Annotated in this window: 14 protein-coding genes and 2 pseudogenes; 3 read left to right on the forward strand and 13 right to left on the reverse strand. The window is 73.7% G+C overall.

What is annotated here, in order from left to right:
- From proB to KPL57_RS06130, 5 genes are all read right to left on the reverse strand, one after another.
- Positions 1-558, reverse strand: a 558-nt coding sequence (gene proB, locus KPL57_RS06110) for a glutamate 5-kinase (protein WP_226350852.1), incomplete at its 3' end; no start/stop codon positions are given.
- Between the two features lie 7 nt (positions 559-565).
- Complete coding sequence (obgE, locus tag KPL57_RS06115) at positions 566-2,065, reverse strand: GTPase ObgE (protein ID WP_226350853.1); 1,500 nt, start codon at positions 2,063-2,065, stop codon at positions 566-568.
- A gap of 119 nt (positions 2,066-2,184) precedes the next feature.
- On the reverse strand, positions 2,185-2,442 hold the full coding sequence (rpmA, locus tag KPL57_RS06120; RefSeq protein WP_020624745.1) for a 50S ribosomal protein L27: 258 nt from the start codon (positions 2,440-2,442) through the stop codon (positions 2,185-2,187).
- A 12-nt stretch (positions 2,443-2,454) separates the two neighbouring features.
- On the reverse strand, positions 2,455-2,760 hold the full coding sequence (gene rplU / locus KPL57_RS06125) for a 50S ribosomal protein L21 (protein ID WP_020624746.1): 306 nt from the start codon (positions 2,758-2,760) through the stop codon (positions 2,455-2,457).
- 180 nt (positions 2,761-2,940) lie between these two features.
- Positions 2,941-5,265 (reverse strand): Rne/Rng family ribonuclease, encoded by a 2,325-nt coding sequence (locus KPL57_RS06130; RefSeq protein ID WP_374203672.1) that lies wholly within the window; start codon positions 5,263-5,265, stop codon positions 2,941-2,943.
- Here KPL57_RS06130 and KPL57_RS71780 point away from each other — a divergent pair.
- Positions 5,252-5,788: a hypothetical protein gene (locus tag KPL57_RS71780; RefSeq protein ID WP_374203673.1), complete on the forward strand. Its 537-nt coding sequence runs from the start codon at positions 5,252-5,254 to the stop codon at positions 5,786-5,788. The genes KPL57_RS06130 and KPL57_RS71780 overlap by 14 nt on opposite strands.
- Positions 5,789-6,289: 501 nt before the next feature.
- Here KPL57_RS71780 and KPL57_RS71785 read toward each other — a convergent pair.
- The 5 genes and pseudogenes from KPL57_RS71785 to KPL57_RS06150 all read right to left on the reverse strand — a co-directional run.
- Positions 6,290-6,430 (reverse strand): annotated as a pseudogene (locus tag KPL57_RS71785) (translation initiation factor IF-2 N-terminal domain-containing protein); the annotation flags it as partial.
- A 363-nt stretch (positions 6,431-6,793) separates the two neighbouring features.
- Positions 6,794-7,417, reverse strand: a complete 624-nt coding sequence (locus KPL57_RS06135) for a TIGR03936 family radical SAM-associated protein (RefSeq protein WP_226350854.1) — start codon at positions 7,415-7,417, stop codon at positions 6,794-6,796.
- 32 nt (positions 7,418-7,449) lie between these two features.
- Entirely contained in the window at positions 7,450-8,937 is a 1,488-nt protein-coding gene (locus KPL57_RS06140) for an amino acid permease (protein ID WP_020627651.1), read from the reverse strand.
- 163 nt (positions 8,938-9,100) lie between these two features.
- On the reverse strand, positions 9,101-9,649 hold the full coding sequence (locus KPL57_RS06145; RefSeq protein WP_060712773.1) for a GNAT family N-acetyltransferase: 549 nt from the start codon (positions 9,647-9,649) through the stop codon (positions 9,101-9,103).
- Positions 9,642-11,615, reverse strand: coding sequence for a TIGR03960 family B12-binding radical SAM protein (locus KPL57_RS06150; RefSeq protein WP_020627653.1), 1,974 nt, complete (start codon positions 11,613-11,615; stop codon positions 9,642-9,644). The genes KPL57_RS06145 and KPL57_RS06150 overlap by 8 nt, the downstream gene beginning before the upstream one ends.
- 186 nt (positions 11,616-11,801) lie before the next feature.
- Between KPL57_RS06150 and KPL57_RS06155 the strand changes: the two genes are divergently transcribed.
- Positions 11,802-12,977 (forward strand): acyl-CoA dehydrogenase family protein, encoded by a 1,176-nt coding sequence (locus tag KPL57_RS06155; protein WP_226350855.1) that lies wholly within the window; start codon positions 11,802-11,804, stop codon positions 12,975-12,977.
- A gap of 7 nt (positions 12,978-12,984) precedes the next feature.
- On the opposite strand, the gene KPL57_RS06160 is transcribed toward KPL57_RS06155, so the two are convergent.
- Entirely contained in the window at positions 12,985-13,743 is a 759-nt protein-coding gene (locus KPL57_RS06160) for a helix-turn-helix domain-containing protein (RefSeq protein ID WP_226350857.1), read from the reverse strand.
- A gap of 189 nt (positions 13,744-13,932) precedes the next feature.
- On the opposite strand from KPL57_RS06160, the gene KPL57_RS06165 reads away from it, so the two are divergent.
- Entirely contained in the window at positions 13,933-14,313 is a 381-nt protein-coding gene (locus KPL57_RS06165) for a nuclear transport factor 2 family protein (protein ID WP_020627656.1), read from the forward strand.
- Positions 14,314-14,387: 74 nt separating this feature from the next.
- Here KPL57_RS06165 and KPL57_RS06170 read toward each other — a convergent pair.
- Together KPL57_RS06170 and KPL57_RS06175 are read right to left on the reverse strand one after the other, a co-directional pair.
- Positions 14,388-15,568, reverse strand: a pseudogene (locus KPL57_RS06170) (fatty acid desaturase).
- A 43-nt stretch (positions 15,569-15,611) separates the two neighbouring features.
- Positions 15,612-16,037: 2Fe-2S iron-sulfur cluster binding domain-containing protein (locus KPL57_RS06175; RefSeq protein ID WP_226350856.1), on the reverse strand; the 426-nt coding region annotated here is incomplete at its 5' end.

Here is a 16,037-nt window from a genome sequence, read left to right on the forward strand (position 1 = left end):
TCGCGGGTGGCCGTCGTAGAGGCCGTCGACGTCGGAGAGCAGCACGAGCGCGTCGGCGCCGACGATGTGCGCGACGAGTGCGGCGAGCCGGTCGTTGTCGCCCACCCGGATCTCGGCGGTGGCGACGGTGTCGTTCTCGTTGACCACCGGCAGCGACCCGAGCTGCAGCAGCCGCTCCAGCGTGCGCTGGGCGTTGCGGTAGTTCGAGCGGCGGATCATGTCGTCGGCGGTGAGCAGGACCTGCCCGATGCCCTGCCCGTGCCGGGCGAACGACGCCGAGTAGGCGTGGGCGAGCAGCAGCTGCCCGACCGACGCGGCGGCCTGCTGGGTCGCGAGGTCCCGCGGCCGCCTGCGCAGCTGCAGCGGCGCGAGCCCGGCCGCGATCGCCCCCGAGGAGACGAGCACCACCTGCGTGCCGGCGGCGCGGCGCCCCATCAGGGCGTCGACCAGCGCGTCGAGCCGGGCCGGGTCGAGCCCGCCGGTCAGGCTCGTCAGCGACGACGACCCGACCTTCACCACGATCCGCTTCGCGGCACCCAGCGTGGCGCGCGTGCTCACGCCGGTCTCACTCCTCGATCTCGTGGTCCGACGAGTAGCGGGCGCCCGCGGCGAGCTCGGCGTCGGACAGGTGCGCCCGGCGCGCCACCCGGGCGCGCTTGCGCTCGGCGGCGCCGACCCGCTCGTTGCCCTCCAGCCGGATGTCGGTGCCGCGCCCGGTGAGCAGGGCGGCGACGCCGGCCGGGGTGGACGGCTCCCAGTCGAAGGTGACCTGGCCGATGGTGACCGGGCAGCCGGGGACGGCTCCGGCCTTGGCCAGCGCCTCCTCCACGCCGAGCCGGGCGAGCCGGTCGGCGAGGTAGCCGACGGCCTCGTCGTTCTCGAACGCGGTCTGGCGGATCCACCGCTCGGGGCGTTCCCCGCGCACGATGAACCCGCCGTCGAGCTCCGGGTCGGGTGTGATGGTGAAGCCGGTGTCGTCGACGGCGCGCGGGCGCAGCACGATCCGGCTCGGCTCGGCCTCCGGGCGCGCGGCGCGGGCCGCGGCGACCCGCTCGGCCATCGCGAAGCTCAGCTCCCGCAGCCCGGCGCGGGACGCGGTGGAGATCGCGTACACCGGCCAGCCGAAGCGCTCGGTCAGGTCGTCGCGGACCATGTCGACCAGGTCGGCGGCGTCCGGGACGTCGATCTTGTTGAGCGCGACCAGACGCGGCCGCTGGTCGATCCGCTCCCCCAGCGCGCTGGTGCCGAGCGCCTCGGCGTAGTGCGCCAGCTCGGTCTCCAGCGCCTCGATGTCGGACACCGGGTCGCGCTCGGTCTCGAAGGTCGCGCAGTCCACGACGTGCACCAGCACCGAGCAGCGCTCGATGTGACGCAGGAACTCCAGACCGAGGCCACGGCCCTCGGCGGCGCCGGGGATGAGGCCAGGGACGTCGGCGACGGTGAAGGTGTCGTCGCCGGCACTGACCACGCCGAGCTGCGGCACGAGGGTGGTGAACGGGTAGTCGGCGATCTTCGGACGGGCCGCGGACAGCGCCGCGACCAGCGAGGACTTGCCCGCGCTGGGGAACCCGACGAGGCCGACGTCGGCGAGGCTGCGCAGCTCCAGGGTCAGTTCGACCTCGTCGCCGGGCTCGCCGAGCAGCGCGAACCCGGGGGCCTTGCGGGCGGCGGAGGCCAGCGCGGCGTTGCCGAGCCCGCCCCGTCCGCCCTCGGCGGCGACGAACCGGGTGCCGACGCCGACCAGATCGGCGACGACCTCGCCATCGGCGTCGAGCACGACGGTGCCGTCGGGCACCCGCAGCTCCAGGTCCGGGGCGTTGGCGCCCTGCTTGGACGCCCCCTGCCCCTGGGTGCCGTTCTTCGCCTCCGCGCGGGGGCGGTGGTGGTAGTCAAGCAGCGTGTGCACGCCCGCGTCGACGACGAGCACGACCGAGCCGCCCCGGCCGCCGTTGCCGCCGTCGGGGCCGCCGAGCGGCTTGAACTTCTCGCGGTGTACCGAGGCGCAGCCGTTGCCCCCGGCACCCGCGGTCGCGTGCAGCACGACGCGGTCCACGAACCGGGACATGACGGTGCTCCTGTCGGTGTCGTACCGCGGCGGGGCCGCGGTGGGTGGTGACACGACGAACGGCGGGCCCCCCGTTACCGGGGTGACCCGCCGTCGGCGTCGCTGTGCTGGCGGGTCGCTCAGACCTCGGCCGGCACGATGTTCACGGTCTTGCGGCCGCGCTTGGAACCGAACTCGACGGTCCCGGCGGCGAGGGCGAACAGCGTGTCGTCCTTGCCGCGCCCGACGTTGACACCCGGGTGGGTGGCGGTGCCGCGCTGACGGATGAGGATCTCGCCGGCCTTGACCGACTGGCCGCCGAAACGCTTCACACCCAGGTACTGGGCGTTGGAGTCGCGACCGTTACGGGAGCTGGACGCACCCTTCTTGTGTGCCATGACCCGGGCTCCTTACTTGCCGATCGCGGTGACCTGGACCTTCGTCAGGGGCTGACGGTGCCCCTGACGCTTGTGGTACCCGGTCTTGTTCTTGAACTTGTGGATCCGGATCTTCGGACCCTTGGTGTGCTCGACGACGGTGGCCGTCACCGCGGAGGTGAGGCCGCTGGCGTCGGTGGTCACCTGGTCGCCGTCGACGAGCAGCACGGCGGGCAGAATGATCTCGGCGCCGGGCTCACCGTCGAGCTTCTCGACGGTGACCACGTCGTCGACGGCCACCTTGTACTGCTTGCCGCCGGTCTTGACGATCGCGTACATCGCTGACGCACGACTCCTGAACATCGGGGGCGCATCTGGTGCGCTCGGGCTGTGACAGCTCGCGCCGGTCCCGGCGCGCACACCACGGCCCCCGTGCCGAACACTGTCGTGTGCAGAGGCGTGGCTTCTGTCGGTCAAGGTTACGCGACCCCGTCGGAGCGCTCTCCGGCGGGGTCACTGTCACCCTCCGTCCTGGGGCGGACCCGCCGGGCGGGAGGCCGCCCGGCGCGAACGGCGGGTACGGGTGACCACCGCGGCGGGCTCCGGCTGCGCGGCGACGGCCGGGACGGCCGCCGTTCCCGCGTCGGCCGGTGTCGCCGTGGCGGCCTGCGGAGTGGACTCCTCCGGCGTGGAGGCGGTCGTGATGACCACCGGCTCACCACCGCGGACCGGGCCGGCGGACCGGCTGGCCCGGCGACGGCGCGGTGCGGGTGCCTCGGGCTCCGGGGCGGACCCCGTCGCCGTCGGCTCCGGGGCCACGTCCCGGGCCGGGGCCGCGGCCTGCGGGGCACCGGTGGGTTCGGCGACCACGGGGGCCGCCGAACCGGTCAGTTCCCCGCGCGGCTCGGCGACGACGGTCTCGTCGTCGGCCGGTGCGGGTGCGGGCGCGGCGTCGACGGTGGTGGTGTCGGCCGTGGCCGGCACGGAGACCCCGGTGGCTCCGGCGGCCGCGCCGTCGTCGCCCTTCGGGGTGCTTCCCGCGGCGACGGCCGCGACCGCCGCGGCGGCGTCGACGCGCCCGGTGTCGCCGGAGTCGTCCCGGGCACGGTCCCGGTCCCCGACGCGCCCGTCCGGACGGTCGGAGCCGTTGCGGTGGCCGGAGCCGTTGCGGTCGGCCTCCTGGCGCGCGGTGTCGTGGCGCGCGGTGTCCTGGCGACCCGGGTCCTGGCGGCCGGAGCCACCGTCACCCGGTTCGCCCTGGCCGGAGTCCCCGTTGCCGTTGCCGCCCCGACGCCGCTTGCGGCGTCCGCCGCCCTCGGAGTCGGCGTGGCCACCGTTCCCGGAGCCGCTGCCGTGCCCGTTGCCCGAGCCGTTCCCGTTCCCGTTGCCGTTCCCGGAGCCGTGCCCGTTCCCGGAACCGTTGCCGTGCTGGGCGCCGTTGCCGGAGCGGCCGTGCTGGTGGTCCGGCCCGGTGTCGGTCGAGACGATGACGCCCCGCCCGCGGCAGTGCTCGCAGGTGGTGGAGAAGTGCTCCAGCAGCCCGCCGCCGACCCGCTTGCGGGTCATCTGGACCAGGCCGAGCGAGGTCACCTCGGCGACCTGGTGACGGGTGCGGTCCCGGGCGAGGCACTCGGTGAGGCGGCGCAGGACCAGGTCCCGGTTCGCCTCGAGCACCATGTCGATGAAGTCGACGACGATGATCCCGCCGATGTCGCGCAGCCGCAGCTGGCGGACGACCTCCTCGGCCGCCTCCAGGTTGTTGCGGGTGACGGTCTCCTCGAGGTTGCCGCCGGAGCCGGTGAACTTGCCGGTGTTGACGTCGACGACGGTCATCGCCTCGGTCCGGTCGATCACCAGCGTGCCGCCCGAGGGCAGCCAGACCTTGCGGTCCAGCGCCTTGAGCAGCTGCTCGTCGATCCGGTACTCGGTGAAGACGTCGGACGGCCCGGTGTGGCGGTGCATCCGGTCGGCGAGCTCGGGCGCGACGTGCTCGACGTAGCCGGACACGGTGTCCCAGGCGTCGGCGCCGGACACGATCAGCTTCGAGAAGTCCTCGTTGAACTGGTCGCGCACGACCTTGACCAGCATGTCCGGCTCCTCGTAGAGGAGCGTCGGCGCCTTGGGCGCGCCGGGGCCGGTCTTGTTCGCCTTCTCCTTGACGACCTCCCACTGCGCCTGCAGCCGGCGGACGTCGCGTTCCAGTGCCTCGTGCGAGACGCCCTCGGAGGCGGTCCGGATGATCACACCGGCGTCGGCCGGGACGATCTCCTTCAGCATCTCCTTGAGGCGCTTGCGCTCGGTGTCGGGCAGCTTGCGGGAGATCCCCGCGGCGCCACCGGAGGGGACGTAGACCAGGAAGCGACCGGCGAGGGAGATCTGCGTGGTCAGCCGGGCACCCTTGTGACCGACCGGGTCCTTGGTGACCTGCACCAGGACCTGGTCGCCCGAGGAGAGCGCCTGCTCGATCTTGCGCGCCTTGCCGTTGAGTCCGGCGGCGTCCCAGTCGACCTCGCCGGCGTAGAGCACGGCGTTGCGGCCGCGCCCGATGTCGACGAACGCCGCCTCCATCGACGGCAGCACGTTCTGCACGCGGCCGAGGTAGACGTTGCCGACCATCGAGCTGCCGGAGTTGCCACCGGTGATGAAGTGCTCGACCAGGATGCCGTCCTCGAGCACGCCGATCTCGGTGCGGTCGGCGCGCTGACGGATCACCATCTGGCGGTCGACCGACTCGCGCCGGGCCAGGAACTCCGACTCGGACAGGATCGGCGGGCGGCGACGGCCCGCGTCGCGGCCGTCCCGGCGGCGCTGGCGCTTGGCCTCGAGCCGCGTGGAGCCGCGCACGCCCTGGACCTGGTCGTCGGAGGACGATCCGGAGTCCTGGCGGGACTCGCTGCGGGCCTCGCGGACCCGGGTGACGGTGTTGGGCGGGTCGTCCTCGGAACGGTCCTCGACCTCGGAGCCCCCGCGACGACGACGGCGCCGCCGCCGGCGCGAGCCGCCCGAGGACTGGTCCTCGGAGTCGTCCGAGTCGTCCGAGGAGTCGGAGTCCTCGGAGCCGGCCCCGGTGGACCCGGAGTCCGCCCCGGAGTCCTCGGAGCCGGGGTCCTCGGAGTCGTCGGAGTCGTCGCCGCCGTCCTCGCCGAAGTCCTCGCCGCCCTTACCGCGGCCACGGCCACGGCGGCCCCGGCGGCGACGACGGCGGTTGCCGTTCTCGTCGTCACCGTCGTCGTCGGAGCCGGGCCGGTCCTCGGCCCGGTCGTTGGCCCGGTCGTCGGCGGGGTCCCCGGCCGGGACGTCGACACGGGCCGGGCCGCCGGTGCTGTCGGTGCCGGCACTGTCGGTGCCGGTGTCGTGCCGTCGGTAGCGGCAGCGTCGGCCGGGGCGGCATCGCTGGTCCTTGCGGCGACGGCCCCTTCCGTCCCTTGCGAGGGGCGCCGTCGCCGGGGCCGTCCTCGGCCCTGCTCGGCCGCGGTGTCGCGGCCCGCGGGCTCCGGGGTCGCGGCGGGAGCGGCACCCGGGGCGGCCGGGGCCTGGAACATCGGGACCGCGAAGACCGGGGCGAGCGCCGGTGCGGCCGCGCCACGAGCCCGGGCGGCGCCGGTCGTGAACGGGTCGGCGGGGGCCGCGCGGCGACTCCGGGCCGGCGTCGGGGCCGCTGTCGGTGTCGCTGTCTCTGTCGGTGGCGCTGCCGGCACCGAGGTCGAGTGCGGGCGAGCACCTCGGTGACCACCGGGTCGGGCGCGTCGGTGACGGCCGGCTCCGGGGCGCGGTCGGCCGACGCCGCGGCGGGCTCGGTGCCCGGACGCAGGGCGGCGACGACCTGTTCGGCCGTCGCCCGGGTGATGCTGGACTGGACGCTGCGGACCTCCTGGCCGAGCCCGGACAGGGCGGCGAGGACGTCTCGGCTCGCGGTCCCCAGCAGCTTGGCCAGGGCGTGGACCCGCATCTTCTCCGGCAGCTCGGAGAGCCCGCCGGTGTCACCGGCGGGCGTGTCGTTCACGGACATTCAGCTCCTTCGCCCCCGGGCGCCTCGCGTCGGAGGCGGCCACGCAGGGACCTTGCGCGTACGTTCCGCAGCACGCGCGGGTTGCGCGGTGCGGCACATCTGGTGTCGCTCCCCGATCTCCGGGGATGGTGCTCGACGCCGGACCGGAGGCGGTGCGCCGTCCGGGTCAGGAAGCGTCCGGCCGGGCCCGGGTCACCGGGACCGCACCGAGCGGATCCACCAGGTCGCCCGCGTCGTCGAGCAGGCCCTGCGCCAACCGGGTGGCCGTCACCGGTACCGGCGGCGCCAGGTCTGCGAGGACGGTGAGCGCGCCCAGTACGTCATCGGGTCGAACGGTCGGTGTCGTCAGCCGTACGACCGCCGTCAGTATCGCACAGTCGGTGACCGGGGACGGCGAACCCGCCGACCGGGACGGGTCACGATCGCCCTCCGGGCGTTCACCTGCGGTTCGACGAGCAGAGTGACGACGGCCGCACGCACGTCGATCTCCTTGCGGCCGGACGGGGTCAGCCGGGTCACCACGACCGACTCCTGCGCGGTGAACGCCTCGACCGCGGCCCGCACCTCCTCGACGGCGATGCCGCGGACCTCCAGCCGCCAGCGGGCGGCGTCGATCCGGTCGGCCAGCGCCGGCGGACCGACCGCGGTCGCGGCCGCGACGACGTCGAGCCCGTCGGGCAGCGCCTGGTCCATCGCCGCGCGGACCAGCTCCGGGTCGACCTCGCGGGTCAGGCCCATCTCGACGTACTCGGCCTCGCTGGCCGCACCGGTCGGGGCGGCCCCGACCCAGGACAGCCGCGGATGCGGGCTGAAGCCGTGCGAGTGCGCGACCGGGACGCCGGCCCGGCGGACGGCGCGCTCGAAGCTGCGGGCGACGTCGCGGTGCGACAGGAACCGCAGCCGGCCGCGCTTGGCGAAGCGCAGGCGGACCCGCTGCACCGTCGGGGGTGCCGGGTTCGCCGCCGCTCCTGCCTTCACGCGTGCCACGGCTCGGAGTCTAGAGACCGGGCCCGGTCCGGTCAGCCGCGGTGCGGCGGGTGCGGCCGGTCGGCGCGGACCGGGAAGGCGCCGGTGTAGCCCATCCGCTCCTGTGCGGCCTCGCGGACCCGGGTCCGCACCCGGAACCAGCCGATCGTCAGCAGCACCGCCAGCACCGGGATGGAGGCGACGGTGAAGGTCCCGACCGGGTAGTCGAAGCCCATCAGCACCAGCACCCCGAGCAGGAAGACCAGGACCGCGTAGCCGGTCCACGGCGAGCCGGGCAGCCGGAACGAGGGCCGGGTGAGGATGCCGGACTCGGTCATCCGCACGAACCGGATCTGGCAGAGCACGATCGTGGCCCAGCTGGCGAGGATGCCCAGCGAGGCGATGTTCAGCACGATCTCGAAGGCCTGCTCGGGGACCACCGCGTTCAGCCCGACGCCGAGCAGGGTGATCACCGCGGTCAGGCCGATGCCGCCGTAGGGCACTCCCGACTTGTTCATCCGGCCGGTGAAGCCCGGCGCCGACCCGTTCATCGCCATCGAGCGCAGGATCCGACCGGTCGAGTACAGCCCCGCGTTCAGGCTGGACAGCGCGGCGGTCAGGACCACCAGGTTCATCACGGTGCCGGCACCGGGCACGCCGATCGAGTCGAAGAACGTGACGAACGGGCTGACGCCCTCGCGGTAGGCGGTGTAGGGCAGGAGCAGGCCGAGCAGCACCAGCGAGCCGACGTAGAAGAGCGCGATGCGCGCGATCACGGAGTTGATCGCTCGGGGCATCACCTTCTCCGGGTTCTCGGTCTCCCCCGCCGCGGTGCCGACCAGCTCGGTCGCGGCGTAGGCGAACACCACGCCCTGGGTGATGACCACCGCGGCGAGCAGGCCGTTGGGCAGCAGACCGCCGTTGTCGGTGATCACCGAGATGCCGGTCTCGGCGCCCTGGATCGGGAACCGTCCCGCGAGGAACACCGTGCCCACCACCAGGAAGGCCACCAGTGCGATCACCTTGACCAGCGCGAACCAGAACTCCAGCTCGCCGAACAGCTTCACCGAGACCAGGTTCGCCGCCAGCACCACGACCAGGGCGATCAGGGCGATCAGCCACTGCGGGGCGTCGGAGAAGGCGCCCCAGAACTTCATGTAGAGCGCGATCGCCGTCACGTCGACGATGGAGGTGAAGGCCCAGTTGAGGAAGTACAGCCAGCCGGCCACGTAGGCCGCCTTCTCGCCGTAGAACTCGCGGGCGTAGGAGACGAACGACCCCGACGACGGCCGGTGCAGCACGAGCTCACCGAGCGCCCGCAGGATCAGGAACACGAACACGCCGCAGACCGCGTAGACCAGCGCCAGCGCGGGGCCCGCCGAGGCGAGCCGGCCGCCCGCACCGAGGAACAGCCCGGTTCCGATCGCACCTCCGATGGCGATCATCTGGAGCTGCCGTTTCCCCAGGCCCTTGTGGTAGCCCTCCTCCTCGTGGGAGAAGTCCGGGCGGTTGCTGCCCGCCGGGTCGTGCGTCGTCGCCATGTGGTCCCCCCACGCCGGATCCGGACGCCGTCGCGCCCGGTTGCGGCCAGACCCTAGTTCGACGTTTCCCGTGAGATCACGTGCCCCTGTGACCGTCGCGTATCCGATCCGGACACCGCGGGACGGAGCCGACCGGACGGACGCGAACGCGGGGGTGGCCCCCTCAGTCGCCCAAGACCAGCAGGGTGTCGCCGGCCGGCCGGAACCCGGCACGTCGGTAGAACGCGGCGCTGCCCGCGGTCGGGGCCAGCATCAGCCGCCGGTACCCACGGGCCCTGGCGTGGGCGACGACCGCGGCGAGCAGCGCCCGCGGCACGCCGGCCTCGGTGAACGCGGCCAGGACGAAGGCGTTGCCGACCTGCCCGCTGCGCGTGCCGCGGCCACCGGGGCGGGGCATCTGCACGGTCTCCAGCACGTTGATCGACCCGACCGGTGTCCAGCCGGCACGGTCGCTGCCCGCCTCGGCCACCCAGAACGCGCGCCGCGGCTGCTCGACCCGCCACCAGGCGGCGAAGGACTCGGCGAACGAGGGGTCCTCGACCGGCCGCCCGGCGCGCTCCTCCAGCCAGAGCCGACGCAGCCGGCCGAGCGCGGCGACGTCGCGCTCGTCGGCGACCCGGACCCGCAGGCGTCTGCCGCCGTACTCCCAGGACGACCCGTCGGCGCCGGCGAGGGCCGGGTCCGGGATCGAGGACAAGCCGTTCTCAGTCACCCGGGCGTGCGTCCCCGAGCGACCCCGCGGCCGAGGCCGTCGGGTTGACCACGGTCAGCGGCAGCAGGGTGGTCCCGCTGGGGCCGACCTCGATGTCGGTGCCGGTGGACGGGCACACGCCGCAGTCGAAGCACGGCGTCCACCGGCAGTCGTCCTGCTCGCGGCCGGCCAGCGCGTCCTGCCAGTCCTCCCACAGCCAGTCCCGCTCCAGGCCGGAGTCGAGGTGGTCCCAGGGCAGGATCTCGTCGGCCCCGCGCTCGCGGACGGTGTACCAGTCCAGCGACACACCCTGCGGCTCCAGCGCCTCGGCGGCGGAGTCGACCCAGCGGCGGTAGGAGAAGTGCTCGGACCAGCCGTCGAACCGGCCGCCGTCGCGCCAGACCTTCTCGATGACGGCGCCGACCCGGCGGTCGCCGCGGGCGAGCAGTCCCTCGATCAGCGAGGGCTCGCCGTCGTGGTAGCGCATGCCGATGTTGCGCCCGATCCGCCGATCGGAGTTGACGGCCTCGCGCAGCTTGCGCAGCCGGGCGTCGACGACCTCCGGGGCGCACTGGGCGGCCCACTGGAACGGGGTGTGCGGCTTGGGCACGAACCCGCCGATGGAGATGGTGCAGCGGACGTCGTTGCGCCCGGACGCCTCGCGGCCCGCCTTGATCACGCGGTGCGCCATGCCCGCGATCTCCAGGACGTCCTCGTCGGTCTCGGTGGGCAGCCCGCACATGAAGTACAGCTTCACCTGCCGCCAGCCCTGGGAGAACGCCTCGGCGCAGGTGCGGATCAGGTCGTCCTCGGAGACCATCTTGTTGATCACGCGGCGGATCCGCTCGGAGCCGCCCTCGGGGGCGAAGGTCAGCCCGGAGCGACGGCCGTTGCGGGAGATCTCGTTGGCCAGGTCGATGTTGAACGCGTCGACCCGGGTGCTCGGCAGCGACAGCGAGGTGTTGGTGCCCTCGTAGCGGTCGGCGAGGCCCTTGGTGATCTCGGCGATCTCGGAGTGGTCGGCGCTCGACAGCGACAGCAGACCGACCTCGTCGAAGCCCGAGGCCCGCACGGCGGCGTCGACCATCTCCCCGACGCCCTGCAGCGACCGCTCCCGCACCGGGCGGGTGATCATCCCCGCCTGGCAGAACCGGCAGCCGCGGGTGCAGCCGCGGAAGATCTCGACGCTGGCCCGCTCGTGGACGGTCTCGGCCAGCGGGACCAGCGGCTTCTTCGGGTACGGCCACTCGTCGAGCTCGATGGTGGTGCGCTTCTGGACGGTGGCGGGGACCCGCTCGTCGACCGGGGTGACCGCGGCGATGTGGCCGTCCTCGGCGTAGGTCACGTCGTAGAGGGAGGGCACGTAGCAGCCCGGCGTCGACGACAGCCGCAGCAGCAGCTCCCGGCGCCCGCCCGGGCGCCCCTGCGCCTTCCAGTCGCGCACGACGTCGGTGATGTCGCCGACGACCTCCTCGCCGTCACCGAGCGCGGCGACGTCGACGAAGTCCGCGACCGGCTCCGGGTTGAACGCCGCGTGCCCGCCGGCGACGACGACCGGGTGGGTCTCGTCGCGGTCGCGGGCGTGCAGCGGGATCGCCGCCAGGTCGAGCGTGGTGAGCAGGTTGGTGTAGCCGAGCTCGGTGGAGAAGGAGACGCCGAGGACGTCGAAGTCACCGACCGCGTGGTGGGCGTCGACGGTGAACGACGGCACCCCCGACTCGCGCATCAGGGCCTCGAGATCGGGCCAGACCGCGTAGCAGCGCTCGGCCAGCGCGTCGGCGCGCTCGTTGAGGACCTCGTACAGGATCTGGACGCCCTGGTTGGGCAGGCCGACCTCGTAGGCGTCCGGATAGAGCAGTGCCCAGCGGACGGCCGCGGAGTCCCACGGCTTGACCTGCGAGTTCCCCTCACCGCCGACGTACTGCACCGGCTTGGCGACGCGGGGCAGGATCGGCTCCAGGGCGGGGAAGACGGAGGTGGGTGCCACGCTGCACCAGGGTAGCCACCTCCGTTCGGGACGTACCGGCGGGTCGTGTCCGACCGGACACGGACCGTCGGCCGCCCGCACACCGGCTGAGGCGCGGGTCACGGCGGCCCACGGGGCGGGAGACCTACGCTCGCCTCCCGACCCTGTTCCCCACGTGTGTCGTCCCCGAGCTCCCAGGAGACCCCCGTGTCCGTGACCGACGCCGAGCTGCACGCCCGGTTCCGCCCGCTGTTCGACCGGATCGCCGCCGGTGCGGTCGAACGCGAGCTGAACCGGCGCCTGCCCGTGGCGGAGATCGCCGCCCTGCGCGACGCCGGGTTCGGCGCCGTCCGGCTGCCGGTGGAGGCCGGCGGCGCGGGCGCCTCGCTGCGCCAGCTGTTCGGGCTGCTCGTCGAGCTGGGTGCGGCGGACTCGAACATCCCGCAGGCTCTGCGGACCCACCTCCTGTTCACCGAGCTGTGGTCGGCAGGCGCCGCGGACGACCCGGTGTTGCGCGGGCGGGTGGAGCAGATCGCGGCCGGGCGGCTGGTCGGCAACGCCATCTCCGAGCGCGGCGGGGTGGTGCGCAACTCCGCCACCACGGTGCTCCGCCGCGACGGGGACAAGCTCCTGCTCGACGGCGAGAAGTTCTACTGCACCGGGACCCTCTACGCCGACCTGGTCGACGTGGTCGCCCTCGACGAGAACGGCGAGCGGGTGACCGTGCTGGTCGAGACGACCGCCCCGGGTGTCGAGCGGGTCGACGACTGGCGCGGCTTCGGGCAGAAGCTCACGGCCAGCGGCACCACCCGGTTCACCGCGGTGGAGGTCGACCCGGCCCAGGTGCGGCCCGCGCCGACCGACGTGCACCAGCCGGTCCGGCAGGCGTTCCTGCAGCTCGTCCAGCTCGCGGCACTGGCCGGGATCGCCCGGCGCGCCGCCGACGACGCCGCCGACTACGTGCGCGACCGGCGCCGCAACTGGCCCTACGGCAACGCCGACCTGCCCAAGGACGACCCGCTGGTGCAGCAGGTCGTCGGCAGGGTCGACGCGGCCGCGTTCACCGTCGCCGCCGTGGTCGACGCCGCGGCGGCCTCGCTGGAGCGGGCACTCACCGATCCCGGGCACGGCCCGAGGGCCGAGCTCGACGTGTACCGGGCCCAGTCGACCGTGCCCCAGCTGGTCCTGGACGCGACCTCGGAGCTGTTCGAGGTGGGCGGCGCCTCCACGGTCGACGTCGACCGGGCGCTGGACCGGCACTGGCGCAACGCCCGCACCCTCGCGGTGCACAACCCGATCGTCTACAAGCAGCAGGTGATCGGGGACTCGGTGCTGAACGGGACGGTGACGGTGCTGTCGCTGTCCTCGGGTGTCGCGGGCTGAACGGGGCTCAGCGGCCGGCGCGGCGGGTGAGGGCGGCGCGCGTCGCGTCGTCCGCGGGCAGGAAGGTCTCCAGCGCCAGCTCGGCGAGGGTGACGTCGTGCGGTGCGCCGAAGGTCGAGATCACCGAGTGGAACGTCAACGTGCCGTCGTCGGTGTCGAGGACCAGCGGCAGCAGCACGTCCGAGCCCGGCGACGGCAGCGCGGTCTCCCCCGGTCCGGGGTAGCCCCGGCACTCGGCGAGCAGCGCGACGAGCCGCCGGTCCGCGGTCATCCGCACCTGCCGTTCGAGCCGGTGCAGCAGGTGCTCCCGCCACTGGGCCAGGTTGCGGATGCGCGGCGCGAGCCCGGCGGGGTGCAGGCATACCCGGTGCACGTTCGGCGGCGGCCCGAGCACCGCCGGGTCGAGGCCGGTGAGCAGCGCCGAGGCCGCGGTGTTGGCGAGCCGGACGTCGCCCCAGCGGTCCACGACGAGGGCCGGGTACGGATCGTGCCCGGCGACGAGCCGCGCCAGCGCGTCCCGCACGGGCGCGAGATCCGGGTCGTCGAGCGACCGCTCGGCGTAGGCGGGCGCGTAGCCGGCGGCCAGCAGCAACGCGTTCCGCTCCCGCAGCGGGATCTCCAACGCCTCGGCGAGTGCGCCCAGCAGCTCCCGGCTCGCGCCCGAACGCCCGGTCTCGACGAAGCTGAGGTGGCGCGCCGAGACCCCCGCCGCCAGTGCCAGGTCGAGCTGGCTGCGCCGGCGGCGGCCCCGCCAGAACCGCAGCATCTCCCCCGGTCCGGCGGTGCGGGCGGGGCGCGCGTCGGTGTCGCTCACCGGCCCGACGCTAGCCCGGCCCGGACGCCGCGACGACTACCTGCGGGGTAGGTGGATCCGATTACCCCGCAGGTCATCGCGCCGCGGCGCCGGCGGCAGCAGGCTCGGTGCCGACCGGACCGCACCACCCAGGAGGTAGGGATGACCGACTTCACCACCCTCGCCGAGCGCTACGTCGCGACGTTCAACGAGGCCGACCCGGCGGCGCGGAAGGCCCGCGTCGCCGAGCTGTTCACCACCGACGTCCGCTACACCGACCCGCTCGCCGACGTCACCGGGCACGACGGCGTCGCCGGGTTCCTGGGCGCGGCCCGGGAGAAGCTGGCCGGGTTCGAGTTCCGGCTGGACGGCGAGGTCGACGCGCACCACGACCACGCGCGGTTCCGCTGGCAGGCGGCGCCGCCGGAGGTCTTCGCCTCGGGTGCCGAGCCCCCGGTGGTCGGGTTCGACGTCGTCGTGACCGACGGCGACGGCCGGATCGCGCAGGTGCACGGCTTCCTCGACGTCGTCCCGGACCTGTAGGGCCCGCACTGCGCCCACGACGGCGGCGGGCCGGGATCCGGTCCGCCGCCGCGGGACGAGCAGCGCGGCCGCGGTCAGCGCTTGCCGTTCGGCAGGGCCAGTCGGTTGATCGTGCCGAGCACCTGCATGTACTGCTTCCACAGCGGCCCGGTCGTGTACTCCAGCCCGTACTCCCGGCACAGCTCCCGGACCTCGGGGGCGATCTCGGCGTAGCGGTTGCTGGGCAGGTCGGGGAACAGGTGGTGCTCGATCTGGAAGCTCAGCTGCCCGGTCATCAGGTGGAAGAACCGGCCGCCGTCGAGGTTGGCCGAGCCCAGCAGCTGGCGGACGTACCACTCGCCGCGGCTCTCGTCCTCGAGCTGCTCCTCGGTGAACTGCACCGCCCCGGTCGGGAAGTGCCCGCAGAAGATCACCGCGTGCGACCACACATTGCGCACCAGGTTCGCGGTCACGTTGCCCGCGAGCACCGGCAGGAAGAACGGCCCGGCCAGCGCGGGGAACGCGACGTAGTCCTTCAGGATCTGGCGCCCGGTCTTGCGGCCGATCGACTTGACCTGCTCCCACACCCGGCTCAGCGGCTTCTGCCCCGCCACGACCTTCTCGACCTCGAGGTCGTGCAGCGCGACGCCGTACTCGAAGAACAGGCTGAGCAGGAAGTTGTAGAGCGGGTTCCCGAGGTAGTACGGCGTCCACCGCTGCTCCTCGGACAGGCGCAGGATCCCGTAGCCCACGTCGCGGTCCTTGCCGACGACGTTGGTGTAGGTGTGGTGCATGTAGTTGTGCGAGTGCTTCCACTCCGCCGAGGACGAGACGTTGTCCCACTCCAGGTCGACGAGTGGATCTTCGGGTCACGCATCCAGTCCCACTGGCCGTGCATGACGTTGTGCCCGATCTCCATGTTCTCGAGGATCTTGGCGATCGAGAGCATGGCGGTGCCGGCGATCCAGGCCGGCGGCAGGACCCCGGCGAACAGCAGCGCACGACCGCCGATCTCCAGCGCCCGCTGCTTGCGGATGACGCCGCGGATGTACTCGGCGTCGGACGCGCCGCGCTCGGCGAGGACACGGTCGCGGATGGCGTCGAGCCGGCGGCCGAGCTCCTCGATCTGCTCGGCGGTCAGCTCGGTCGTGGCCTGCACGTCCTCGCGACGCGAGGAGGGCACGAGCTCCAGCACTGGACGCTGCGGGTGCTGCTCCCGGCCGGTCTCCTCCGGGCCGGGCTCGAGGTGCGCGGGGTTCTCCAGGACGGCGGTCATGAGGACCTCCTTCGGTCGGAGCGGAAGATCAAGGGCGGAAGGATCAGGGAAGGTCGATGCGGGCGGGCCCGCACGCGGAGTTGATGCAGGTCTGGACGAGGTCGCCGGGCTCGCCGTGCGCCTCGCCGGTGCGCAGGTCGCGCACCTTGCCCTCGCGCAGCGGCAGCACGCACCCGAAGCAGATGCCCATCCGGCAGCCGCTGGGCATGAGCCTCCCGGCCGCCTCCCCGGCCTCGAGGAGGCTCTGCCCCGGCTCGACGACGACGTCGCCGCCGAGGTCGACGGTGCCGCCGGTGCCCTCGTGGCGCGGGCCGGCGGGGTGAAGCGCTCGGCCACGACGCCGTCCCAGGCGCCCTCCAGGGCGTCGAGCAGGCCGTCGGGGCCGCAGGCGTAGACGGTGCGGTCCGCCCGGTCGGCGACGACGGTGTCGATGACCGTGGGGTCGAGCCGCCCGGAGACGGCGCTGTGG

The organism is Pseudonocardia sp. ICBG601 (genome assembly GCF_020496245.1).